Origin of the sequence: Colwellia sp. MB02u-10, from assembly GCF_014077185.1 — a bacterium.
Lineage (GTDB): Bacteria > Pseudomonadota > Gammaproteobacteria > Enterobacterales > Alteromonadaceae > Cognaticolwellia.
In genome coordinates this window covers 1-25070 of sequence record NZ_JACGVK010000073.1, presented here as the reverse complement: position 1 = coordinate 25070, position 25070 = coordinate 1, and the positions used below count along the sequence as shown (strand labels likewise).

Genomic DNA, 25070 nt, shown 5'->3' with positions numbered 1-25070 from the left:
TTTCATGCTGATTTATATTAATATTTTTTAGTCCTTCATTTAAACACACTAATAAATTTGAAGGTTAGCTTTTTAAACCAGAGAGAGAACAATGAGAGAATTTACAAAAATAAAAAAAGCTATTTCACTAGCTATTTTTGGTAGCATAATTACCATGCCTGCTGTAGCTTTTGAAGAGCAAGCAGTCAGTGAAGTAGAGCGTATTGCGGTTACAGGTTCACGTATTGCTCGTTCAGAGCTTTCCCAACCAACGCCAATTATCGTACTTGACGCTAAAGATATCGCTAAGTTTGGTTCACCAGATTTAGGTAGTATTTTAAGTGAATTACCGGCTATTGGCTCAACAGATACCTTAATTGGTAACAATAATAGTAATGACGCTGCAGGAACAAGCTCTGCAGATTTACGTCGTTTGGGTTCAGCTAGAACATTAGTTTTAATCGATGGTAAACGCCATGTAGCTGGTACTCCTGGAGAATCAACGGTTGATTTATCAACAATTCCTGCTGCGCTTATTCAACGAGTTGAAATTATCACGGGTGGTGCTTCTGCTATCTATGGTTCAGATGCTGTTTCGGGTGTAATTAACGTTATATTGAAAAAAGATTTTGAGGGTTTTTCGGCAAACTTAACCGGAACAAAATCTACTGAAGGTGTGAATGACAGAAATCACACCTTTAACATTTTAGCGGGTACAGACTTTGCCGATGGTAAAGGCAACTTAACATTCTTTACTGGTATTCAGCGTGTTGGTGAGGTGATGTCTGCAGATATTCGCCAATTTGAAGGTTGGGGTACAGTAGCAAACCCAGACGACACTGGGGAGGATGATGGTATTCCTGACCGATTGAGAAAGCGTAACGTATCATCAGAAATGATCCATGCAAATGGTGTTATTAACCCATTTGGGGGGGCTGCGGGACGTTTTGTTTTTGACAATGCAGGTTCCCCTGTAGTTCAAACTGATCGTGAATTTAGTAACAGTTTTGCTTTTGGTAATTTTCCTGACGGCTGTCAGTACTGTTTCAATGGTGAAGATTACGAAAACTATTCACCAGGTGTTAAAAAAATTAACGTAGGTTCAACATTAAGATTTGATCTTACCGATAATATTTCTTTTAACAGTGATTTTAAATACGTTCGTTCAGATGTAGTACAGCAATTCCAACCTTCATTTCTATTTGGTGACATTGATATTGATGTAGAAGAAAATGCATTTTTAGATGCAGGTTTACGTCAAACATTATTAGGTGCAGGTCAAACTGATGTAAGTATGGCTAAATTTTTCGATGAGCTTGGTAACCGCTCTGCAGCTAACCGTCGTGATTTATTTAGATATACTGCAGGTTTTGAAGGGCAGTTTTCAGTTAGTAACACTGCCATGGATTGGGAATTGTATTACGTTAACGGTGAAACAACTAACGAACGTAAAACACTCAATGACTTAATACCAGATAACTTTTTTGCAGCTGTTGACTCAGTCATTGATCCTGATACTGGCCAAGCAGCATGTCGTAGCCAAGTAGCTAGTGCTCAAGGTGATGATTACGAAGATCCAGCCTCTGTAAATGGTAATAATTGTGTTGCATTCAATCCATTTGGTCAAAGTTCTTCACAAGAAGCTCGTGACTATGTATCTGCAGATGTAACGATATCGGATACTATTAAGCAAGAATTTGTTGGTGGTGCAATCTCGTTTGATACAGCAGAGTTTATGGAATTACAAGGTGGTGGTATCGGTTTTGCTGCGGGCTTTGAATACCGAGAAGAATCTTCAGAGTCAGTTACTGATGAATTCACTCAGCGCGGTTTTTTAACGAGTGCTGCTTCACCAGACTCATACGGTGAATACGATGTAAGTGAATTTTTTGTTGAAGTAAGTTTACCTCTACTTGCTGGTATGAAATTCGCACATGAACTCACTGTAGATGCAGCGTTTCGTACCGCTGACTATTCTCATGCTGGTAAAGCAGAAGCATGGAAAGTTGGTTTAATGTATGCACCATTCGAAGATTTACGTATTCGCGGTACAATTGGTGAAGCGGTACGTGCTCCAAATATTGCTGAAGCATTTGATCCAGTTTCTCCTGGCTTTGCACGCGTAAGCGATCCATGTGATGCTGATAATATTTCAGATGATCCAGATCGCGCAGGAAACTGTGCTGCTTTGGGTGTTCCTGCTGATTTTCAAGCAAACGATAATGTATCGGTAGATCTACTTTCAGGTGGTAATTCGGATTTACAATCGGAAGACTCAGAGTCTATGACTGTTGGTTTTGTTTGGACTCCTTCGTTTGTTGAGGACTTCTCTGTTACAGTTGATTATTATGATATTGAAATCACTGACGCCATTACATTCGTTGCAGCACAAAATGTTGCTGATAACTGTGTAGATGCAACGGGTGGCCCTGACGCAGGTTTTTGTAGTCAAATCGATCGTAACCCAACTACAAATGACATTGAACTTGTCCGTTCTGGTTATTTAAATGCTGCAGCGTTAAACACTAAAGGTGTTGAAGCTGTGTTTAGATATACCACAGACCTAAGTGCTTTTGAGCTTCCTGGTGAGTTAAAAACTAACCTAATGGTGAGTAAGTTACTAGAGTTGGAACAATTTGAATTTCAAGACCGTCCAGACGAAATAAATGTTGAAGATGGTGAAGTAGGTGATCCAGGACTTCAACTGCGCTTTGGTTTAGATTATGAAATTGATGATTTAGTGGTAAGCTGGTCAACTCGTTTTATCGAGCGTAGTTTTACGTTAGATATTTCGCCTACTGGCGACACAGCAGAAGACACATCTCCTGCGTATATTGGTTCTATAACGACACATGACGTATCATTTAATTACTTAGTAAATAATAACGTATCAGTAAGTGCCGGTATTCGAAATCTAACAGACAAATTAGCGCCAGGTTATACAGCAAACGCTATTTATGACTTAGTTGGTCGTAGAGCATTTGCCGGTGTTAACGTAAGATTCTAATAACTGACTAATAAATTGGCACATAGCCAATTTATTATAAAAGCAATAATACTTAGGTATTATTGCTTTTTTTTTGAGTAATTTAATTTAGGCTATCAAAAAAAATTTAGATGATGTAAAGATAATCAATTTATTCATTTGTTTAATACCGTTTGGCTTGCTAAATTTTTGGCGACCAACGGATATAAAATTAAGTTATAGCGTTTTGCGCTAAGTACTTGAATGAGTAAAGACGTTTCTAGGCACAATATTACCTGTAGGATGGAATTTATGTAGTTAACTTTATGTAGTCAATTTAACAGACTAGGTTCAGTTTACACGCTTACTGGCGACAATCGCATACTAAGCAAAACTAAAAAGAAATTGGTTTACGCTTTGATCTAGCTTTGTCAGTGACTTGAACACTTTGTGCTTTATCATTATTACTGGATTTTTTCTTTTTAGCTTTTTTAAACGCGTTCTGTTTAGTTAAGGTGGCTTCTGCTTGTTTTTTTGTTGTTAGGGGTAATTCGTCTTTACCGAGTTTAACCACATTAACCTGAATAATTTCACTGTTAAATTCTATAATATCGGCGTGATAAACTTTTTTGCGCTTTTGAAATTCTACTTCGTTATTCAATAACACATATCCCTCACTGATCACTATTTTAGCTTCACCGCCACCACTGACCATATTCGCTATTTTTAATAATTTGCAAAGTTCAATAGGTTGTATAGAAACATCAATAAGCGGAAAATTTGAAGGCATGTAAGGTCTATTCTTGTAGTTAACGAAAAAACTGATTATATCTTAGTTGTTTTGTGATGTCGTTGTCGTATTGGCGAGAACGGCAAGTAAAGTTAATAACTAGAGTAGCGTCAATTATCAATGCTTAGATAATAGGATAAAACCACGTTAGCAACCATTATTTCACCAGCATTAACCACAGCGGCAATAAATGCATTAATGGTTAAATTAAAGTAGTATTGCATTTATTAATGTAAGCAAGCGGGCTGTTGTCCGCTTTTTTGTTGCCTAAATTCTGTAAGACATTAAAATATTAGTTTTTTTCATTTTAAACGATATTTTCATTTGACAAGTTTGGTGGTTAATTTTTATCAAAACATTAATGGTAAAGCTTTATAACTTATGAATAACGATATTTGAACGAATAAAAATTCTGAATATAAAAAATTTAATATAAAAATAGTAACGAGCTATATAAATAACTCTGAGGAAGAGAACCCACCCATGTATGTAAAAAATTCACAAATCTTTAAAAAATCTGTTTTATGTTTAGCACTCAGTTCAGCATTATCTATAACCACCTATAGTTACGCTGAGGCAGCTGCTGGAAAACTTGCTGTTGAAGGCATTGAACGCATTCAAGTGACGGCCTCACGTCGTGCATCGACTGTGCAAGACGCTCCTTTAAATATCACTGCACTTGATAGTGATGTGATGAAAGATCAAAACATTACACAATTATCAGATGTTGCTCGTTGGGTACCAGGTTTAAGTGTTGCTGATCAAGGCGGTCGTACTGGCTCCCCGATTGTTGTCCGCGGTTTAAATACTAACTCATCAGGCCCTGGCTCTGATGGTGGCACTGTGGCCACTTACATTGGTGAAATTCCCCTAGTCGTTGACATGAAACTCATTGATGTTGAACGAGTTGAAATATTAATTGGTCCACAAGGGACCTTATATGGTGCAGGCACTTTAGGTGGCGCTATTCGCTATTTACCGAATAAACCTGTGCTTGATGTAACCTCTGGTTCGCTCTATGGTGACATTTTCACTTTATCTGAAAGTGATGATACCGGTGGTGAAGCAGGTTTTGTTTTTAACACGCCATTAATTGAAGATGAATTAGCCGTGCGTTTTGCCTTTAATTATTTAAATGAACCTGGCTATATTGATTACAATTATGTGGTGCGCGAGGGAGGTGTTTCATTACCTGATCCAGATTGGTCAGATACTGATGCAGTTAACGCTAACCTAAAACAGGTGAAAGATGCTAACGATGAAAAAACCAGTACAGCTAAAGCGATGATCCGCTGGCAGCCGAATGAAGTTTTTGATGCAACCTTGTCGTATTTTTATCAAAAACAAGACATTGGTGGTCGCTCTATTGTGCATAACAGTAGCTTAAGCGAGACAAATCCTTTAACGACAGTTATAGGAGAATATGACTCAGGTTATCGCTATCAAGAACCAAGAGAAAAAGAAGACACTTTACTGAGTTTAGAAATCACCCTTGATTTAGGTTTTGCTGAACTGACTTCTGCTACCGGTTATTCAGAATTTGAAGCACTGGGGCAACGTGATCAAACCGACTTACTTATCCGTTTAGATTACAGCTATGAAGAATTTCCAGGTTTTTCCACTTTTACTCGAGAAGTGGATGAGGCTGAAAACTTTACCCAAGAAATTCGTTTAGTATCAACAGGAGATTCAGCACTTTCTTGGATTGTAGGTGCTTATTACAACCAATTCGAAAGTTTTGGTGATAGCCGTGAATATGCGCCTGGCTTCGATCAATATGCTGTTGATAACTGGGGTGGCAATCAATTACGTCCTGATTCATTAGAGTATATTTCGGTGGGTAATACTGACATCACTGAATCAGCTTTGTTTGGTGAGCTAACTTATAGCGTAACCGATAAATTAACGCTGATGATGGGTGCTCGTTTTTATGACTATGAAGTTAACTCGTCTTCAGCAGTAGACTTACCCTTGTATAACACCTTATTTGATAATTATGCACCCAATGAAATCAATCTAGATCTTGAAAGCACTCCGCCTGCTGACGGTGATGGCAACTTATTGAAAGTGAATGCTAGTTATCAATTTAGTGATGATGTGATGGCCTATGCCACGGTAAGTGAAGGCTTTAGAATTGGTGGCTCTAATGGTGTTGCTGCCTGCCCTGATGACGTCGAAGAATCGGGCTTTCAAAATGTTTGTGCCTTACCCGATGAAGCTCTTTACGAAGCAGATACCACAACTAACTATGAATTAGGTTTTAAGAGTACTTGGTTGAGTAACCAATTACATTTTAATGCCGCGGTATTTATGGTTGAGTGGGACAATGCTCAAGTCGCGGGTGCTACTTTTTATGGTCAGCAACCTATTACCAGCAATGCCGCAGCAGCAGAATCAAAAGGGGTTGAAATATCAACTCGCGCCATGCTAAGTGATAATATTACCGCCTATGCTACTTACGCTTATACCAATGCAGAATTAACCAGTGACGCCCCTTTTCTATTTCAAGTTTTAAGTGAAGATCAGCTTGATGCAGGTGTAGAGCAAAGTTTTTATGATGGTAAAAATGGTGATCGTTTACCCGGCTCACCTGAACAGCAGTTTTCATTAGGCGCAAGCTATTCTACCGAGATTTTTGGTAGCACAGGTTTAGATATCAATTACGGCTTAACTTATCAAAGTGATGTTTACTCTAAGGTCGGTTTACGCGCTGATGGTGAGGCTTTAGCCGGCTATGCGATAAGTAATGTGTCAGCAAAATTAACAGAAGGTGCTTGGTCGGTCACCTTATACGTTGATAATATGTTTGATAAATATGCCTATAGTTCGGTACGTCGTGATCAAGGTGATATTGGCTTAGCAAAGTTTCCTGTGATGAACTCGAACGATGCGAGCCTTCAACGTAATTATGGACATTACTTAATCACGCCACGCAAAGTAGGAGTACGTTTCGAATATTTATTCGATTTGTAATTAGTTAAGTATAATTTTTACTTAAATAAAAAGTATAAAAAAACAAAGGCACAGTATCATTTAAACGTTTAAATGATACTGTGCCTTTTTAGCATTTTTTTTAGCGATTTATCCCTATAACGCCAACGCCGAAGCTTTAAACTGTATAACACAGTTTGTTATGACACCATTACAAGCGAGGCAAGCAGTGACTTATTAACAGTGCGCGATGATTAAATGGGCAAAAAAAGTGGCATAAATAAAAACGGGCAATTTTGTGGATATTATTGTGGTTAATGATAATCCAATAGAAAGAATTAATACCCTTGTAGATATTGTTTTTGTGATAAAAACTGGCAAAGTATATCAACAAGTGTGATTTAAAATAACTAAATTTGAGTAGTTGAAGTATGTCTAACACAACAAAAATATTGCATCAGCAGGCGCAACAAGCTTTAAATCAAGGTTTGTATCAACAAGCCCATCAAAAACTAATCGCTATTTTACAACAAGATAAATATTTTGCGGATGCTTATTTTTTGCTAGCCATGATTGCTAGTGCGCATCATAATTTTCTTAAAGCTATTGAGTTAATTAAACAGGCCAACAAGCTTGCTCCTAACAATGCCGAATACTTATCACAACTGGCCAAGCACTATGCACTGGAAAATAATCATGTGCAGGCGGTGTACTTTGCTGAACTTACGGCTCAACTTGCCCCAAAATCATCATTAACGCTAGATACGCTTGGTGTGGCCTATAGTAAAATTGGCTTACACGAAAAAGCGGTGGTTTTTTTTCAACAAGCCGTGGCCATTAACGATAAAAATCCTAATTACTTCTTTAATTTAGGCGCAGCACTCAAGTTTGTTGGTGATTTTGACGGCGCTAAAAAAGCCTACGAAAAAACTATTGCAATGGCTCCAAATCATTACAAAGCTCATGCCGTGTTAACGGGTTTAGGCGGCATATCGGCAACATCAAACCATATACCTCTACTTGAACAATTGTTTTCACAAACGCAACATGCAGACGACAGCTTATATATCGGCCATGCTCTTGCCCGAGAATATGAAGCACTGAAAGATTTTGATAAAGCCTTTTTCTACTTAGATACGGCAAAAAAATGTAAACTCAAACAATTTAACTACGATTTTGATGAAGATAAAGCGCTGTTTAGCTGTATTGAAAGTCACTTTAAAAACGTTGATAGCTCAAAGGCTCAAGGTTTCGACACTGATGAGCCAATATTTGTCGTTGGTATGCCAAGATCAGGCACAACGCTGGTTGAACGAATTATTTCACAGCACAGCGAAGTAACGAGTGCCGGTGAACTGCAGCACTTTGGTTTGTTACTTAAAAAAATGGCTAAAACCACCAGCAAGCGTGTGATTGATGCAGAAACAATAGCAGCGACAGAAAATATAAATTTTGCCAATTTAGGTGAAGATTATATTGAAAGTACGCGGGCAATAACCGGAAAAACAGCAAAGTTTGTTGATAAAATGCCACTCAATGTACTTTATGTTGGCTTTATTTTAAAAGCATTACCCAAAGCTAAAATTATCTGCTTAGATAGAAATCCACTGGATACCATTGTGAGTAATTTTCGACAGCTTTTTGCGGTTAATCAATCCTATTATAGTTATTCATATGATTTAGAAAGCACGACAGAATTTTATTTACTATTTAAACAGTTAACGGCGTTATGGTTAGCACTTTTTCCAGAAAACTTTTATTTGATTAATTATGAGAAGTTGGTTAATGACCCAGTCAATGAAGCCAAACAGCTGATTGAATTTTGTGATCTTTCTTGGCAAGAACAATGTGTTGATATTGACCAAAATTCTGCGCCTGTCGCTACAGCCAGTGCAATGCAAGTTCGTAGTCCAATTAATAATAGCTCAGTGGGTAACTGGAAAAAATATGACGCTTATCTAGATGGCGTAAAAGCGATATTAGCCAGCAGAGAGCAAACTTAGTATTTTCATCTAGATTGATTTTTAGAAAACTCTGGCGAATTTGTAAAAGAAATTAATCGTATGTATTAGCACTAAAGCTAGAAAAAACACATGTTTTTGATCGATCAATCACTTTGTGTCGATAGCTGAATATCAGCCTAAAGTCTCTCTTGAGCCATCTTGGCTAACGATGAAGGTGATAATTAAAAAGAGCAGAGATGACTTTAATATTCATATTAATAATAAGGAAATTAAATAAGCAATAAAGATGGTGGATGATACTTGGCTTGAACCCGTGATCCGGCGCAAGTAACAAAGAGGTGAAGGTACTTTTAGTTTTACTTTAAGAGGGGTATTAATTATATGGAAATTTCAACAGGAAATAAAGGTGATGGACGATACTGTGCTTGAACTAATTATTTGGCGCGGATAATAAAGAGGTGAAGATTCTTTTAGTTTTACTTTAAGATGAGTATTAATTATATGGAAATTTTAACTGGAAATAAAGATGGTGGACGATACTGGGCTTGAACCAGTGACCCCCGCCTTGTAAGGGCGGTGCTCTCCCAACTGAGCTAATCGTCCATTTTAGTTTTACTTCTTTATGGCAAAAGAAGTGGTGGACGATACTGGGCTTGAACCAGTGACCCCCGCCTTGTAAGGGCGGTGCTCTCCCAACTGAGCTAATCGTCCATTTTAGTTTTACTTCTTTATGGTAAAAGAAGTGGTGGACGATACTGGGCTTGAACCAGTGACCCCCGCCTTGTAAGGGCGGTGCTCTCCCAACTGAGCTAATCGTCCGATATAAATTTACACATACTATTTAAATATAATATTTATACAGTACTAACAGAGAAGTGGTGGACGATACTGGGCTTGAACCAGTGACCCCCGCCTTGTAAGGGCGGTGCTCTCCCAACTGAGCTAATCGTCCTTCTCTGTGGGGGCGTATTATAGGGAGATCATAAAAGCTGTCAACCAAAACTCAGTAATTATTTATATTTTTTTTCACTATTGAGCTTTAATGCTTTAAATTTCGACAGACTGATGGTTTTGTGAACTTTATTTTTATTTGTTATCTCAGATTGTCAGGAAATTTAACGCGCTAAAAGGTGTATTTCATGCACTTGCCTGATAAAATGGCGCAACTTTTTTTAATAACCTTTGTTTTATTTGCTGACATAAGCAAATAGATATTTCATTGAGACTTTTATGACTTTAACAACTCGATTCGCCCCTAGCCCTACGGGATATTTACATGTTGGTGGTGCTCGTACTGCTTTATATAGTTGGCTCTATGCGCAAAAAAATGGCGGTGACTTTATTCTTAGAATAGAAGACACGGATTTAGAGCGTTCAACACAGGCATCAGTCGACGCCATTATGGACGGCATGAATTGGTTAAACCTACCATGGACTCATGGGCCTTATTTTCAAACGCAACGCTTTGATCGTTACAAAGAAGTGATTGAGCAACTACTAACTTCTGGTAACGCTTATCGTTGTTACAGCACTGCTGAAGAAGTTGACGCTATGCGTGCAGAAGCGAAAGAGAAAGGTGAAATTGAAAAATACAATGGTTTATGGCGTGAACGCACTGACTATCCAGCAGATAAGCCTTATGCGATTCGTTTTAAAAATCCATTAGGCGGCGATGTTGTTATCAAAGATATGGTTAAGGGCGATATTACTATTAGTAATGAGCAACTGGATGATTTAATTATTGCTCGCTCAGATGGTACACCCACTTATAACCTAACAGTTGTTGTTGATGACTGGGATATGAAAGTATCACATGTAGTTCGTGGTGATGACCACATCAGCAATACGCCAAAACAAATTAATATCTTAAAAGCATTAGGCGCAACCGTACCTGAATATGCTCATATCCCGATGATATTAGGTGATGACGGTAAACGTTTATCAAAACGTCATGGCGCTGTGGGTGTAATGCAATATCGAGATGACGGTTTCTTACCAGAAGCACTATTGAATTATTTAGTGCGTTTAGGCTGGTCACATGGTGATAAAGAAATTTTTTCTCGTGAAGAAATGATTGAGTTATTTGATCTTAAGGATTGTAACCGAGCAGCTTCAGGCTTTAATACTGACAAACTTATCTGGGTTAATCAGCATTACATGAAAACACTCGATCCCGCTTATGTTGCCACTCATCTTGCTTGGCATATGAAAGAGCAGGGTATCAATGTTGAAAATGGTCCAGCACTTGAAGAAATTGTAAAAATACAAGCTGACCGGGTAAAAACATTAAAAGAAATGGCACAAATTAGCCGATACTTTTATGAAGATTTTACTGAACTTGATGCGGGTGCGGTGAAAAAACATTTACGCCCGGTAGTAAAAGCACCCCTGTTGTTAGTAAAAGAGAAATTAGCAGCTTTGACTGATTGGTCAGTTGCACCTATTCATGCCGCGATTAACGACACAGCAACAGAGCTTGAAGTCGGCATGGGTAAAGTGGGCATGCCTTTGCGTGTTGCTGCCACAGGTGGTGGCAATTCACCCTCATTAGACATTACCTTAGCATTGTTAGATCAGCAAAAAGTTTTAGCTAGAATTGATCAAGCTATTGCCGTGGTTGATGCGCGTATTGCAAATAGTTAATTTATAAAATTAATTATTTGTGAAAAAAGAATAAACAAAAGTCAGCGTAATTGCTGGCTTTTTTGTTTAGGGTTTTCTCAAAATTGTCCCTCAACGTATGTTACCGCTGAGTATTTTAGCTGTAAATGAAAGGGATTTAAGAAATTTTACCATCCAGATTTTACCTCCTGTAGTCCTCCTTTTTTTCTTCCTGTAAGTTATTTTATTATTTTTTACTAGGAGGAGAGAATGAGAAAAGAAGGAGTGAATACTTAAGGATAGTGAGTTTTGGGCAAGGTTTAAGAGTATTGATAATAGTAGATAAACAAAAGCCAGCGTAATTGCTGGCTTTTTATGTTCAGGACGATGTTACCGATAACACTTAGCTAAATACCACTTAGTTAAATAGTGATTAAAACTTAGTGGTATCGGTAAACAAGCCAACTTTTAAATCTTTTGCTGTGTAGATAACACGACCATCAACAGAAACCGTACCATCAGCAATACCCATAAATAACTTACGCTTAATAACGCGCTTTAAGGTGATTTTATAAGTAACTTTTTTTGCTGTTGGCAAAATTTGGCCAGTAAATTTAACTTCACCCACACCTAAAGCTCTACCATGACCTGGACCACCTGACCATGCTAAGAAAAAACCTGTTAATTGCCACATTGCATCTAAGCCAAGGCAACCCGGCATAACAGGGTCACCTTTGAAATGACAATCAAAAAACCAAAGATCTGGATTTATGTCTAATTCAGCGATAATTTCGCCTTTGCCATGTTCGCCGCCATCATCATTAATGCTAACAATTCTATCCATCATTAACATATTGTCAGATGGTAACTGGCTGTTGCCAGGGCCAAACATTTCACCAGTACCTGCTTTTACTAGGTCTTCTTTTGAGAACGAATTTTGTTGTTCCATGTCATCACTTACGTTTATTAATAATTTCAAAGACGTTACTTTAGCTAACACTTGTACGCTAAACAACTCCGAACAGTTAAATAAATTTATATATGACTTAACAAATTCAAAATATTTTGTAAGAATTGGTTATACATAACTACTAAGGTTTTAAACTTTTAATAGGTAAGGTATTGATGAATATAAAAAAGAAAGCATTAACTAATGCGGAAAAACAAAAACGTTATCGTGAACGGCAAAAAGTTAGCGGTAAAAAAGAAATGCGGGGTTATCTGACACCAGAAGCGCAAAAATGTTACGAACTGATTGCCGAGCAAACAAAATGGAATGACAGTATCATTTTAAGTAATGCAGTGCGTTTGACTTATGCGGCATATAAAAATGGCCAAATTAACTTGTTAAATAACTGGCTAAATAAAAACGAGCTGTAATCATGACTTAAACGACCTTGATTAAGTCATGAATTAAAGAAAAAGCAAGAATTTATATTGTGTTAGAGACCAATTCGCTATATTCTTTTTATTAATTCTGCTGCTTTTTATAAAGTGATAATAAGGTAATTCTACGTTGATAAATGTTTTGTTAGTTGATGACCATGAGTTGGTTCGTACTGGAATACGAAAAATCCTAGACGAAGTAAAAGGACTTAAGGTGATTGGTGAAGCTAAAACAGGCGAAGAAGCCGTGCAATTTTGTCGTAAAGTTGAGCCTGATGTTGTCCTTATGGACATGAACATGCCAGGCATTGGCGGCTTAGAGGCAACAAAAAAAATTATTCGTTATGCACCTGATGTAAAAGTTATTGTGTTAACCGTTTATTGCACTGACCCCATTCCGACAAAAGTTATGCAGATTGGCGCGGCAGGTTATTTAACCAAAGGTGCCGGTCCTGATGAAATGATCAATGCGATTCGTGCTGTTCATAGCGGCCAACGTTATATAACACCAGAGATTGCCCAGCAAATGGCGTTAAGCCAATTCAAATCCCCAGATGAAAATCCGTTCAGTAGTTTGTCTGAACGTGAATTGCAAATCATGTTAATGATCACGCGTGGCGAAAAAGTACCTGATATCTCACAACAATTAGTGCTAAGTACTAAAACCATTAATAGCTACCGCTATCGGATGTTTGATAAGCTTAATGTCGGTAATGACGTTGAGTTAACGCATTTGGCTATTCGCCATGGTATGTTAAAAACTGAAGTGCTATAGCATTGTCTGATAAAATTTTATCAAATGATGAAAGCTCATTTGATCATAAAGCCTTCCTAGCGGCCGTTTCTGAACAAGCTGGCGTTTATCGCATGTACAACATAGCCCAAACGGTGATCTATGTTGGTAAAGCTAAGCAACTAAAAAAACGTTTAGCGAGTTATTTTCGCAAAGATGTGGGCAGTAATAAAACTCGCGCACTGGTTAAACAAATTTCTGCTATTGACGTTACCGTAACCCATACGGAAGGCGAAGCGCTGATCCTCGAAAACAATTATATTAAAAAGTATCAACCAAAATATAATATTTTACTGCGCGACGATAAAACCTATCCCTACTTACTGATCACAGATCACAAACATCCAAAATTAGGTTTACACCGTGGCGGAAAAAAAGTTAAAGGTGATTACTTTGGGCCATACCCGACGGTAGGTGCTGTCTGGGAGAGTTTGCGCTTAATGCAAAAAATTTTTCCACTAAGACAATGTGAAGACAGCTACTATCGGGCCCGAAGTCGACCATGTTTACAGCACCAATTAGGCCGATGTTCTGCACCTTGTGTAGATAAAATATCGCCAGCGGATTATCAAAAGCAAGTGCAGTTAGCCAAATTGTTTCTTAAGGGCAAAAGCTCTATTGTGATTGAACACCTAGTAGAGAATATGGAAAACGCCAGTAAAACGCTCAATTTTGAACATGCGGCAAAATACCGAGATCAAATTGCGACCTTAAGAAAAGTTCAGCAGCAACAGTTTGTCAGTGGCTCTGCCGCGGAAATGGATGTTATCGGGCTTCATCGTCATAAGTCTCAAGCTTGTATTCACTTATTATTTGTTCGAGAACATAAAATATTAGGCAGTAAAAGTTATTTTCCAACTGTGCCAGTTGATACCAGTGATGCGGAAATAATGGCGGCTTTTATTAGCCAACATTATATTGGTAATGAACTTAACTTAGGTGCTATCCCAAAAGAAATTATTATCCCTGAGGCTATTGATAACCAGCAGGACATCGTTCAGGTCATTAGCGCCCAAGCAGAGCATGAAGTAAAAATATCACATAATGTTCGCACCGAGCGCGCGCAATACCTTAAATTAGCTTGCACTAATGCTGCAACGGCTTTAATGACAAGAAACTCTCATAAAGAATCAATGCAGGCACGATTTGTCGCATTAAATGAAGTGTTTGAACTAACCAATGGCATATCACGCATTGAATGTTTTGATATTAGCCATACGATGGGACAACAAACCGTAGCGTCAAATGTGGTGTTTAATCAAGAGGGGCCATTAAAAAGTGACTATCGACGTTACAACGTGCATGGCATTACGCCAGGTGATGACTATGCCGCTATGGCATTTGCTTTAGACAAACGTTATAGCAAAGTCACCAGTGAAGAAAAAATGCCAGACATTATTTTTATCGATGGTGGTAAAGGGCAGTTAGCAAAAGCGGAAGAATTTTTTGCTGGCGTAGATAAAGTAAAAACTCCGTTATTGGTCGGGGTTGCAAAAGGTGAGTCAAGAAAGCCAGGGCTAGAAACCTTAATATTAGCCGGTAGTCATCAACTAATATCGTTGCCTGCCACGTCACCGGCACTGCACCTTGTGCAACATATACGAGATGAGTCGCATCGGTTTGCCATCACAGGCCACAGAGCGAAACGACAAAAAGCCAGTAAAAAATCTACATTAGAAGATATCCCAGGAATAGGGGCTAAGAAAAGACAAGCGCTTTTACAATATTTAGGTGGCTTACAAGAAGTATTAAAGGCCGACAGAACCGCGCTAGAAAAAGTGCCAGGTATCAGTAAAGTATTGGCAGAAAATATTTATGACGCCTTGCATGACAATTAACTCACAATCTGTGTAAAATGTATTTTACTTCGATACAATTTTAATTAGTTAACGATAAGAATATAAGACATATTATGTGGACAATCCCCAACCAAATTACTTTATTTAGAATTGTTTTAATCCCGGTTTTTATCGTGGTGTTTTATTTGCCCGTGTCGTGGAATCATTTTGGTGCCTTTGTTGTTTTTTGGTTTGCCGCTGTGAGTGATGCGCTTGACGGTTATTTAGCAAGAAAACTTAATCAGTCGTCCGCCTTTGGTGCTTTTATTGATCCCGTTGCTGATAAGTTAATGGTGGTTGCTGCGCTGGTAATTTTGATTCAAGACCTACAAGTTTGGTGGATATCAATATCAGCGATATTAATGATCGCGCGCGAAATATTTATTAGTGCTTTACGTGAGTTTATGTCTTCACGAGGTAAACGAGAAATAATCGCTGTTTCACAAATGGGTAAATATAAAACTGCCACACAAATGTTAGGCATCATGGGATTAATTTGGTATCCAACCTATGATATCCCATTAATTTTGTTTGAATTTCCGCATGAAATATTACTTTTTGCTGCTTTTAGTTTTTATGCCATTGCCACCGTGCTTACTTTTTGGTCTATGGTGATTTATTTCAAAGCGGCTTGGCCAGAGTTAACTAAGGTTAATTAGTGTTAAATAGCTTGTTTTTAGTTAAAAAAACACCACATTAGTCGCTTTTTGAGCAGTCAAAATAAAATTGATATTAAAGGGTTGACTCATAATTTTTTCAATGTAGAATGCGTTTCCAGTTGACAGGGAGTCAGCACATGAAGCGGCTGTAGCTCAGCTGGTAGAGCATCACGTTGCCAACGTGAATGTCACGAGTTCGAGTCTCGTCAGCCGCTCCAATTTCTCTTTAAGAGAATGTACAGGGAAGACTACCTTATGGGTAGTAAATGAAAGTAGTTTTGATGTAAATGGCGGGTTGGCAGAGTGGCTATGCAGCGGATTGCAAATCCGTGTACCTCGGTTCGACTCCGGGACCCGCCTCCACATTGCCCGAGTGGTGGAATTGGTAGACACAAGGGATTTAAAATCCCTCGCTTGTAAGAGTGTGCCGGTTCAAGTCCGGCCTCGGGTACCATTTCATTGGTGCAGTAAGATTTAATACATATTGGCGTATGTATGGGTAAGTTTAAAATAATGAGGCGGCTGTAGCTCAGCTGGTAGAGCATCACGTTGCCAACGTGAATGTCACGAGTTCGAGTCTCGTCAGCCGCTCCAAATTTTAAACGTGTTAAAAGTTTTATTTTGCTAGTTATAAATTTGCTAGTTATAAATTAAGACCATGAAGCGGCTGTAGCTCAGCTGGTAGAGCATCACGTTGCCAACGTGAATGTCACGAGTTCGAGTCTCGTCAGCCGCTCCAAATATGACAGTTATTACGGTCAAAGTAGGGTCCCAATCTCTACTATAAAAAAAACTCTCGATGCCCGAGTGGTGGAATTGGTAGACACAAGGGATTTAAAATCCCTCGCTCGTAAGAGTGTGCCGGTTCAAGTCCGGCCTCGGGTACCATCTTTTTACTTTACATTCTGTCGAGTAAATTAAAAAATTCTTATAGTAATTCAAATTCTTGCAAATATAATCAAAGTCTTGCCAATGTAGTCGATATAAATATTTTTAATTATATCTCTGTAATAGTTGCTGACTAGATTCGATGTTTTGCCTTGATATTTAGATTGTCTCAAAATTTTTATGCTTTTAACGGCTTAAACCTTTATTTAAATTACCCACATAAATTTACCCGTATAAATTCATCACGCATAAGTTTCACTAATACTTGTATTATGACTTTCATCACAAGCCTTCAATGCTACCTATCGAACACCTAAATAAAAATTTAAGCTTTTTACCAACATCTGACTAATAGAAATAGTACTGACAGAAATTTCCTTATTTTACTTAAGTCTAGTATCATCCAACGCTGACTGTTTATGCGTTAATTTGACGTAAGCTACTGAGCAACATAGCCTCGTCTAAACAATAATAACAATTAACCCCAACAGAGCCCTAGTTTTATAGCAGCCCCGTCAACTATATTGCAACAGTTCACAGAGAAATTATGTCTATCCGACCCCCAAAGCAATTAAATATTATTATCGCCATGTATCTTGGTTATGCCGCCATGATGATCTGCCGTCAAATGATTACTATTCTAAGCCCTGCCATGCTTGCCGATGATACCTTAGGCTTAACAAAAACAAATATTGGAGACTTTGCAGCTTATGGCACCCTAGGTGCACTGGTAGGTAAACTCATTTGGGGGCCTCTTGCTGATGTGATTGGTGGGCGCTTTACTTTTTTAATTGGAATTTTTCTTACCGCGCTGTTTGTTATCGCCTTTGGACTTTCGCCTAATGTAATGGCTTTTACTGTTTTTTCATTCTTGCTTTACTGCACAAAGTCCTCCGGCTGGCCAGGTATGACTAAACTGGTTGGAGAATGGTATCACCCTCATCATTATGGACGGGTGTGGAGTATTATCTCCACCAGTTCTAGATTTAGTGTGGTGTTGGCGACGTTATTTTTTGGTTGGTTGTTGAGCTTTATGCATTGGCGCTCAGTAGCTTTCATCGCTGCGGCTTTCGCATTAGTTATATTTATTGGTTGTTATTTTTTCCTGAAAGAAAAACCTGAAAACCCAAATTTCTTCAGAGAAAATGAAGGTGATCATACCGACACCAGTGTCGAAGGTATAGAGTTGGCGAAAGCATCAAAACAGGCGATTGATAACAAATACAATCACCCCCTTCAAGGCACAAGTATGTTGGCGGGTATGCAGGCATTTGTTAAAAGCCCTAGAGTTTGGTTGGTCGTGCTTATGCTAATGATGCTTACTTGTATGATGGCCTTTTTAGACTTTGTTGCGGTTTATCTTATGGAGACTTACCAATTATCACCCTCACAGGCAGCAATGGCTTCTACTATATTTCCCGTTGGTTCTTTAGCTGGACTGTTAGCTTCGATCGCATTTTACGACCGTTTTTCCAAAAAGGGCATCCGGACAGTATTAACCATAGCGATGACGCTGAGTTTATTGAGTGTACTGACCTTGAAATATTTATCTTGGTTTAATCTCAGTGTTGAGGTGAACTACATAGTGGCTTTGAGTGCAATTTTCTTATTCGCGTTTTCAATTTCTCCCGCTTATTACTTACCTATGTCAATATTTTCCATCGAATATGGTGGCCCCCATAGTGCAAAACTGGTGAGTTTCATTGATGCTTTTGGCTTTGCAGCCAGTGCAACATTTGCTTTTATTGGTGGAAGATTGGCAGATAGTGCGGGCGGTTGGTCCAGTTTTATGAATATGCTTATATTGATTTCAGCGGTTGGTATTATCTCTGTTTGGGCATTTATGCATGCAGAATATAAAGCGGCAAAGTCAGGAGAAGTGTTAATTAAGCGCTGATCACGTAATTGTTTTAATGTTTATAAAAATTTTATCACCACCCGCCTCAGTAATATTGGCGGGTGGTTCAAAAACAACTTCTTCTAAATAGCCCCTTTTCACCGAAGATTACTATTTATTTCCCTGATATCCAGTAATCTTTTCAACATTGTAGTATGCTATAGCGTCAAAATTTCTGCCATATTAAATAATGAAGTTATAAAACAGATAATTTCTAGGCTATAGTCGTTTTCTAATTATTGTTAACGGTTTGTCGCTAAGAGGCAAAAGGATGTCGCTGTTGATAAGCGCCTTGCTTTACAATTAAAATATTAATTTACTTAGTAGCAATTAAAATTGGCTAAGTCGCAGGAAGATAATCAACGAAGATAATTAACGAGGATATACATGTATCAAATAAACCGACCCGCTAAAACAGCATTGACTATGGCGATCGCTCTCGCATTGAGCAATGGCACAGTACAAGCTCAAGAAAATAGTACAGTAGAAGACAAAAAAGTTGAGACTGAACGTCAGATCGAAACTATCGTTGTTACTTCAACTCGAAGAGCAGAGAACCAACAAACTGTACCCTTGGCTGTACAGGCGATGAGTGGTGCAAAACTTCAAGAACTAGGCATTGATAGCTTTGAAGACTACATCGCATTGCTTCCAGGTGTTAGTTCTGAAGGTCAAGGGCCAGGTAAACAAGAAACATATATCCGTGGTGTATCAGCAGGTCGTTCTGATGTCAGACTTGCTGGCATTGGCGGCGAGCCAAGTGTCGCCTTTTATCTCGACGAAGCACCAATCACTACTCCTGGTCGTAATATAGATTTATATGCAGTTGATTTACAACGCATTGAAGTTTTAAAAGGTCCTCAAGGTACATTATTTGGCGCTAGTTCACAGGCAGGCACTGTACGTCTTATTACCAATAAACCGGTATTAGACGAATTCAGGGCCGGTGGTGAGGTAGGTATGTCATCTACTAAGAGCGGTGGCATCAGTAATAAAACTGAGGGTTATCTTAATATACCCATTGTAGACGATACATTTGCACTACGTATTGCGGCTTATAATTCTACCGATGCTGGCTTTATTGATAATGCCCTTAGCACGACTCAATTACCATTGACTAATCCAGGATTAGGTGGCGGCGTTCCTTCATCTCGACAAGTGGTAAGTAACGCTACGCTTGCAAAAGATGATTACAATGAAGCGACACATAGAGGCATGAGAGTTAGTGCATTATGGCAAATCAATAACGATTGGGATTTGTTAGTACAACACACAAACCAACAGCTTGATACTGAAGGCTCTTTCGAATACGACCCGTCTATTAGTACTGAAGATGACTTGAATGCTTCGACTTTCTCTCCCACTGAAGGTGATGATAAGGTCGACCTCACACAATGGACGCTAAATGGTATGCTTGGCGGACTTGAAGTTATCTATAACGGCTCGTTCACCAACCGAACGTTCCAAGGTAATACTGATTATACGGCTTATATTGAAATAGGCCCATATGTGCCTTACTACACTTGTAGTTACCCAGGTTATGATGAATGTTTTAGTCCTGTGATGACGACTTCTGAACAATTCGAAACAGAGCGTGTTGTGCACGAAATTCGTGTTGCAACCAATGCTGAAGATCGTTTTCGAGCGATTGGTGGTGTTTTCTATGATGATCAGCAACTTAACACCTTAACCGACTTTAACTATGCTGGGTCTATTGCCGCAGGTTTCTCACCAAACTTTCCGATACCAGGCGCTTTTACTAATACAGATGGTAGTGCTCGACCTCCTGGCGTAACCTACTTCAATGATTACCAAACAGATCGTGAAGAGCTATCGGTATTTGGTGAACTTGCTTACGATGTTACTGACGATGTCACCGTAACCGTAGGTGCTCGTCACTACGAGATTGAAATGGGCTTGATGGGACATTCGTCTAATGGCCAAAGAGCATCTGGACCAGAAGCTGCTAACGGAACCAATGTCGATTCAAGACTGGCCGGTTTGACTCCTGCAACGATATCAGGAACTATTTACAAAGCCAATATACGCTGGAAAATGAATGCTGATGCGATGTTTTATGGCACGTATTCAGAAGGCTTTAGAGGCGGTGGATTCAATCGTTCAGCTGGCACGGGTGGCATTCCAGCGACCTTTGATACCGATACTGTCGTCAGTGTTGAATTTGGCTGGAAAACAGCTTGGCTTGACAATACATTACGTTTTAACGGCGCTATATATAATGTTGACTTCAGTGATATGCAGCAAGGTGTTCTAGATCTTAGTATCGCCAACAACTCATTCTTTGACAATGTTGGATCGTCTGAAATCAATGGTCTTGAATCTGAACTTAATTGGGCTGCGACTGATAATGTTGATCTTTTTGGCTCATTTAGCTATATCGATTCAGAATTGACCTATATTCCAAATACGCTGGTGAATATCACACCGGTAGGGTCAAACCTGCCTTACGCACCAGAAAGTGAAGGCGTTATTGGCGGACGTTACTATCAAGAAATCGGTGATTTTTCTGCTGTTTTCCAAGGCGTATTCAAATGGACAGACTCACGTTTTAATAGTCTAGTTGATGCTGACCGTGTTGAATTACCGTCTTATACTCAGGTTAACCTGTCAGCCTCTATTGGCAAAGATGACTGGAAAGCAACGTTCTTTGTTGACAATGCTACCGACTCTCTTGGACAAGTTGCCGCAGGTTCAGCCGATAATGTTTATAGGGTTTCACCGACAAGACCTCGTACTATTGGCTTTAGAATAAGCTATGATTATTAGCATTTGACATTATTTTAAAGTATTTTAAAGTATTTTAAGATAGGTTAGGGTCGGCGTTTAATCACGCCGACCTATTTTTTTCTGGACCTTTATAGATTCTGGACCTTTATAGATAATATCAATGGTATCTTGATATTTAGCGAGAGATTATTTTGCCAAATCAATTGAAAAACCTCCAACCTGACCAAGTGATTAAACAGTGTCAACTCTTGATTAAGAAAGGCCACTTAAGCCAAGCATCTGCAAATCTTGAAGATATGTTAGTGGAAAATCCAGGACATATTGAAGGTGTTTATTGTCTTGCAGTTTGTCAGCGTAAACAACAAAAGCATAGCCAAGCCATGGCGAGTCTTGATCAAATTCTAGTAACAATGCCTGAGCACGGCAGAGCTCATCAAGAGCAAGGTTATATTCACAAAGCAATGGCAAACACTACCCAAGCCATAGCGTCTTTTGAAAAAGCCGTTACCTTAAACCCAGCATTGTTTGGCAGTTGGCGTGTACTTGCTGCAGAGCCTGACTATCCAATGCGTGAAGAAGCTAAGCAGCGTGTTGAATGGCTCTCTAGCCTGCCACCGGCATTAGTTTCTGTTTCTAGCCTAATATACCAAAAACAATTACATCGCGCAGAATGGCTCTGTCGTCACTTCCTCAAAGACAATCCACATCAACCAGAAGCTATGCGCTTACTGGCTGAGTTAGGGACAAAGTTTCAAATTCTTGACGACGCAGAATTCTTATTAGCTAGCTGCCTTGAATTTGAACCAAACTATAAAAGGGCTCGTTTGGACTATGTTCATGTGTTGCATAAGCGACAAAAATTTCAAAAGGCACTTGAGCAAGCAAAAATTCTGTTAGATTCAGACCCAAAAAATTCAAACTTTAAAATTGGTCTTGGTAATGCGCAACAGGCAACCGGAGATTTTGAAGCGGCTATTAGCACCTTTGAAAGTGTACTGCATAACAACGCCACCAATAATTCAATCTACCTAACCCTAGGCCATGCTTTAAAAACAATGGGCCGTGTTGACGACGCTATTACAGCGTACCGTAAAAGCTATAGTATCAAACCTGATTTTGGCGATGCGTTCTGGAGTTTGGCCAATTTAAAAACTTACCGATTTACTGCCAATGAACGTCAGCAAATGCGGGATCAAGAAGCAAGCCCGACAACCTCGATTAATGATAAAATTCATTTCTGCTTTGCCCTAGGTAAAGATTTGGAAGATAGCGAACACTTTGACGAAGCCTTCTTTTTTTACCATCGCGGCAATAAGCTAAAAAGCGAACAAGACCAATTTGATAGTAAATCTCTAGAATTATCGTTTGAATTTCAGAAAAATAATTTTGATGCCGAGTTTTTCGAACGTAATAAACTGGCCGGTTGTTCTGCCCCTGATCCGATATTTATTGTTGGACTACCACGCGCGGGTTCAACACTTTTAGAACAAATTCTTGCTTCACACTCACAGGTTGATGGCACGATGGAATTGGCTAATATCATCGGCTTAGCACACCGGTTGAATGGACGACAAGCCAAGCAGGAGGATGAGCCGAGATATCCCAGTATCCTAAAAGAGTTATCAGCTGATGAGCTGACTAAAATGGGCGAACGTTATATTGAAGACACTCAGCATCATCGCCAAGGAGCGATTTTTTTCATCGATAAGATGCCAAACAATTTTAGACATATCGCTCTTATCAATCTGATCCTCCCTAACGCTAAAATTATTGATGCCAGACGTGACGCCTTATCTTGTTGTTTTAGCGGTTATAAACAACTATTTGGCGAAGGCCAACAGTTTTCTTATAATCTTGAGGACATTGGTAATTATTATCGCAACTATGTTGAAATAATGGACCACTGGGACAAAGTATTACCAGGCAAAATTTTACGGGTACAATATGAAGATGTGGTTGCTGATTTAGGCACTCAAGTTCGGCGTATATTGGACTACTGTGGCTTGCCTTTTGAACAAGCCTGTATTGATTTTCACACCAATAAACGTGCTGTTCGTACACCAAGCTCTGAGCAGGTGCGCCAACCTATTTATCAAAGTGGTCTTGAACAGTGGCGCAACTATGAATCGCATCTAGGGCCACTGAAAAAAGCATTAAGCAATGCTAAGTAAGCCTCAAATAAGCCTTAAATAAGTAAGCGCTGCATTTTCTTTATTGGCATTAACGGTCAATAAAGACACTGCGGTGTCTGCAATTAACCAGCAGCTTTTAGCACCCGTTAACTATCATCATATCTAAAATATAAAGGAATCAATCTTGGCTAAAAAAATACTAAAAATTGGACATCGTGGTGCAATGGGACATGAGCCAGAAAACACCATAAGGTCTTTTAAAAAAGCAATAGAATTAAATGTTGATGCGATAGAGTTAGATGTATACGTATGCAAGACAGGTGAGCTTGTCGTTATCCATGACGATAAAGTAGACAGAACCACTAATGGTGTTGGCTATACCCAAGATAAAACGTTTGCACAATTAAGACAATTAGATGCCGGTAAAGGTGAACTTATCCCAACACTCGAAGAGGTTTTAGACTTTGTTGATAAAAGAGTGATGGTAAACATAGAGCTAAAGGGAAGAAATACAGCCATTGCAACGTATCAAGTGATAGATAAATATATTAAAAAACATGCTTGGTCAGCGCTTGATTTTATGGTTTCTTCATTCGATCATCATGAATTAAATAAATTTAAACAGCTAGCTCCCCAAATACCTATTGGTGCCTTACTTGACGGCATACCACTTTCTTATTCCGATTGTGCGGTTCAACTTAATGCGCAGTCGATAAATTTAAGTGTAGATTTTATTAACCAGGACTTTGTTAATCACGCCCATAACAACGGTTTAAAAGTTTATGTGTATACGGTTAATGATTATGATGATATTGCCGAAATGGAAAAACTGAATATTGATGGTATTTTTTGTAATTTTCCAGAAAGGTTACAATAAACAAAGCCACTTAACTATCTGAATTTAAATTATTTTATTTTTTTCAGGGTGTATTACTGAGAGGTCTTATTAACACGTCCTAATATACATGTGAGTTAGCATTACTAGTTTCTAATGCTTTGAAAGCATGAAATTAACATTTAATTAAATGTTGCTCATGGTGCGTGTGTTGTTGATACGTATCGATAATAAGCTGTTGAACTAAACCGATTGGCGGGGAGTGCAGCTTCCTGCAATTTCTCTGTATTCCAGCCACACTTAACTTGCTACTCAACCCTTTTTGGAGGCAAGTTATATGACACCACTCAGACAACAGTTACTTGACTGCATGCAAGTACGAAACTTTTAAATGATAATTCAACAAACCTATATTCGTTGGTTTTACGACTTGGCGAAGCATACTGTCCACATAGTTTCTTTGAAATGCGAGAGAAATTCAGATTTCGTAATTATTCAGTATTAATTTTAAATTAATACTGTACATACATACAGTATGCCTTCATATCCCGCTTTTATGTATAAAGCGGGATTTAATCTGTCTTTCTACATCGCTATATTCAAAAAGTAAAATTAACGTGTTGAATGTTAATATTAAGTTATGTATATTAATTTGAATAAATAT

General features: G+C 38.7%; 14 protein-coding genes and 10 tRNA genes. 18 read left to right on the top strand and 6 right to left on the bottom strand.

Annotated features, from left to right (window positions below):
* Nucleotides 1-91 precede the first annotated feature (91 nt).
* A complete protein-coding gene (locus H4J59_RS02335) occupies nt 92-2986 on the top strand; it encodes a TonB-dependent receptor domain-containing protein (RefSeq protein ID WP_182236484.1) in 2895 nt (964 codons plus the stop codon).
* A 352-nt stretch (nt 2987-3338) separates the two neighbouring features.
* Here H4J59_RS02335 and H4J59_RS02330 read toward each other — a convergent pair whose 3' ends face one another.
* Nucleotides 3339-3734: an RNA-binding S4 domain-containing protein gene (locus tag H4J59_RS02330; RefSeq protein WP_182188853.1), complete on the bottom strand. Its 396-nt coding sequence runs from the start codon at nt 3732-3734 to the stop codon at nt 3339-3341.
* A gap of 504 nt (nt 3735-4238) precedes the next feature.
* On the opposite strand from H4J59_RS02330, the gene H4J59_RS02325 reads away from it, so the two are divergent.
* Both H4J59_RS02325 and H4J59_RS02320 read left to right on the top strand, forming a co-directional pair.
* Nucleotides 4239-6707: a TonB-dependent receptor domain-containing protein gene (locus H4J59_RS02325; protein WP_182236505.1), complete on the top strand. Its 2469-nt coding sequence runs from the start codon at nt 4239-4241 to the stop codon at nt 6705-6707.
* Nucleotides 6708-7096: 389 nt separating this feature from the next.
* On the top strand, nt 7097-8668 hold the full coding sequence (locus tag H4J59_RS02320) for a tetratricopeptide repeat-containing sulfotransferase family protein (protein WP_182236482.1): 1572 nt from the start codon (nt 7097-7099) through the stop codon (nt 8666-8668).
* Between the two features lie 488 nt (nt 8669-9156).
* Here the strand turns inward: H4J59_RS02320 and H4J59_RS02315 are convergent.
* The 4 genes from H4J59_RS02315 to H4J59_RS02300 form a co-directional block, all read right to left on the bottom strand.
* Nucleotides 9157-9232, bottom strand: a tRNA-Val gene (locus H4J59_RS02315).
* 32 nt (nt 9233-9264) lie between these two features.
* A tRNA-Val gene (locus H4J59_RS02310) sits at nt 9265-9340 on the bottom strand.
* 32 nt (nt 9341-9372) lie between these two features.
* Nucleotides 9373-9448 (bottom strand) — tRNA-Val (locus H4J59_RS02305).
* Nucleotides 9449-9505: 57 nt separating this feature from the next.
* Nucleotides 9506-9581, bottom strand: a tRNA-Val gene (locus H4J59_RS02300).
* A gap of 278 nt (nt 9582-9859) precedes the next feature.
* On the opposite strand from H4J59_RS02300, the gene gltX reads away from it, so the two are divergent.
* Complete coding sequence (gene gltX, locus H4J59_RS02295) at nt 9860-11272, top strand: glutamate--tRNA ligase (RefSeq protein WP_182236481.1); 1413 nt, start codon at nt 9860-9862, stop codon at nt 11270-11272.
* 391 nt (nt 11273-11663) lie between these two features.
* Here the strand turns inward: gltX and fabA are convergent, their stop codons facing one another.
* On the bottom strand, nt 11664-12179 hold the full coding sequence (gene fabA / locus H4J59_RS02290; protein ID WP_182137993.1) for a 3-hydroxyacyl-[acyl-carrier-protein] dehydratase FabA: 516 nt from the start codon (nt 12177-12179) through the stop codon (nt 11664-11666).
* A 176-nt stretch (nt 12180-12355) separates the two neighbouring features.
* On the opposite strand from fabA, the gene H4J59_RS02285 reads away from it, so the two are divergent.
* From H4J59_RS02285 to H4J59_RS02220, 14 genes are all read left to right on the top strand, one after another.
* On the top strand, nt 12356-12610 hold the full coding sequence (locus tag H4J59_RS02285) for a hypothetical protein (RefSeq protein WP_182236479.1): 255 nt from the start codon (nt 12356-12358) through the stop codon (nt 12608-12610).
* Nucleotides 12611-12746: 136 nt separating this feature from the next.
* Complete coding sequence (uvrY, locus tag H4J59_RS02280) at nt 12747-13391, top strand: UvrY/SirA/GacA family response regulator transcription factor (RefSeq protein ID WP_182188848.1); 645 nt, start codon at nt 12747-12749, stop codon at nt 13389-13391.
* A gap of 2 nt (nt 13392-13393) precedes the next feature.
* Nucleotides 13394-15247, top strand: a complete 1854-nt coding sequence (uvrC, locus tag H4J59_RS02275) for an excinuclease ABC subunit UvrC (protein ID WP_259369357.1) — start codon at nt 13394-13396, stop codon at nt 15245-15247.
* Between the two features lie 74 nt (nt 15248-15321).
* A complete protein-coding gene (gene pgsA / locus H4J59_RS02270; RefSeq protein WP_182234639.1) occupies nt 15322-15906 on the top strand; it encodes a CDP-diacylglycerol--glycerol-3-phosphate 3-phosphatidyltransferase in 585 nt (194 codons plus the stop codon).
* A 142-nt stretch (nt 15907-16048) separates the two neighbouring features.
* A tRNA-Gly gene (locus H4J59_RS02265) sits at nt 16049-16124 on the top strand.
* A 71-nt stretch (nt 16125-16195) separates the two neighbouring features.
* Nucleotides 16196-16269 (top strand) — tRNA-Cys (locus H4J59_RS02260).
* A 4-nt stretch (nt 16270-16273) separates the two neighbouring features.
* Nucleotides 16274-16360: transfer RNA gene (locus tag H4J59_RS02255), tRNA-Leu, on the top strand.
* Between the two features lie 64 nt (nt 16361-16424).
* A tRNA-Gly gene (locus tag H4J59_RS02250) sits at nt 16425-16500 on the top strand.
* A gap of 69 nt (nt 16501-16569) precedes the next feature.
* A tRNA-Gly gene (locus H4J59_RS02245) sits at nt 16570-16645 on the top strand.
* Nucleotides 16646-16707: 62 nt separating this feature from the next.
* Nucleotides 16708-16794 (top strand) — tRNA-Leu (locus H4J59_RS02240).
* A gap of 547 nt (nt 16795-17341) precedes the next feature.
* On the top strand, nt 17342-18691 hold the full coding sequence (locus tag H4J59_RS02235; protein WP_182236478.1) for an MFS transporter: 1350 nt from the start codon (nt 17342-17344) through the stop codon (nt 18689-18691).
* A gap of 387 nt (nt 18692-19078) precedes the next feature.
* Nucleotides 19079-21478, top strand: a complete 2400-nt coding sequence (locus H4J59_RS02230; protein ID WP_182236476.1) for a TonB-dependent receptor — start codon at nt 19079-19081, stop codon at nt 21476-21478.
* Between the two features lie 152 nt (nt 21479-21630).
* The gene (locus H4J59_RS02225) at nt 21631-23610 is read left to right on the top strand and encodes a tetratricopeptide repeat-containing sulfotransferase family protein (protein ID WP_182236475.1); all 1980 of its coding nucleotides are present in this window, start codon (nt 21631-21633) and stop codon (nt 23608-23610) included.
* Nucleotides 23611-23755: 145 nt separating this feature from the next.
* Nucleotides 23756-24448 carry a glycerophosphodiester phosphodiesterase family protein gene (locus tag H4J59_RS02220; RefSeq protein WP_220469695.1) on the top strand — a complete coding sequence of 231 codons (693 nt, stop codon included), beginning with the start codon at nt 23756-23758 and terminating at the stop codon, nt 24446-24448.
* Nucleotides 24449-25070 lie beyond the last annotated feature (622 nt).

Bases quoted from the DNA above. Each gene is read 5' to 3' on its own strand.
- H4J59_RS02335 (WP_182236484.1), top strand. From the start codon at position 92: ATGAGAGAATTTACAAAAATAAAAAAAGCTATTTCACTAGCTATTTTT.
- H4J59_RS02330 (WP_182188853.1), bottom strand. From the start codon at position 3,734: ATGCCTTCAAATTTTCCGCTTATTGATGTTTCTATACAACCTATTGAA.
- H4J59_RS02320 (WP_182236482.1), top strand. From the start codon at position 7,097: ATGTCTAACACAACAAAAATATTGCATCAGCAGGCGCAACAAGCTTTA.
- gltX (WP_182236481.1), top strand. From the start codon at position 9,860: ATGACTTTAACAACTCGATTCGCCCCTAGCCCTACGGGATATTTACAT.
- fabA (WP_182137993.1), bottom strand. From the start codon at position 12,179: ATGGAACAACAAAATTCGTTCTCAAAAGAAGACCTAGTAAAAGCAGGT.
- H4J59_RS02285 (WP_182236479.1), top strand. From the start codon at position 12,356: ATGAATATAAAAAAGAAAGCATTAACTAATGCGGAAAAACAAAAACGT.
- pgsA (WP_182234639.1), top strand. From the start codon at position 15,322: ATGTGGACAATCCCCAACCAAATTACTTTATTTAGAATTGTTTTAATC.
- H4J59_RS02235 (WP_182236478.1), top strand. From the start codon at position 17,342: ATGTCTATCCGACCCCCAAAGCAATTAAATATTATTATCGCCATGTAT.
- H4J59_RS02230 (WP_182236476.1), top strand. From the start codon at position 19,079: ATGTATCAAATAAACCGACCCGCTAAAACAGCATTGACTATGGCGATC.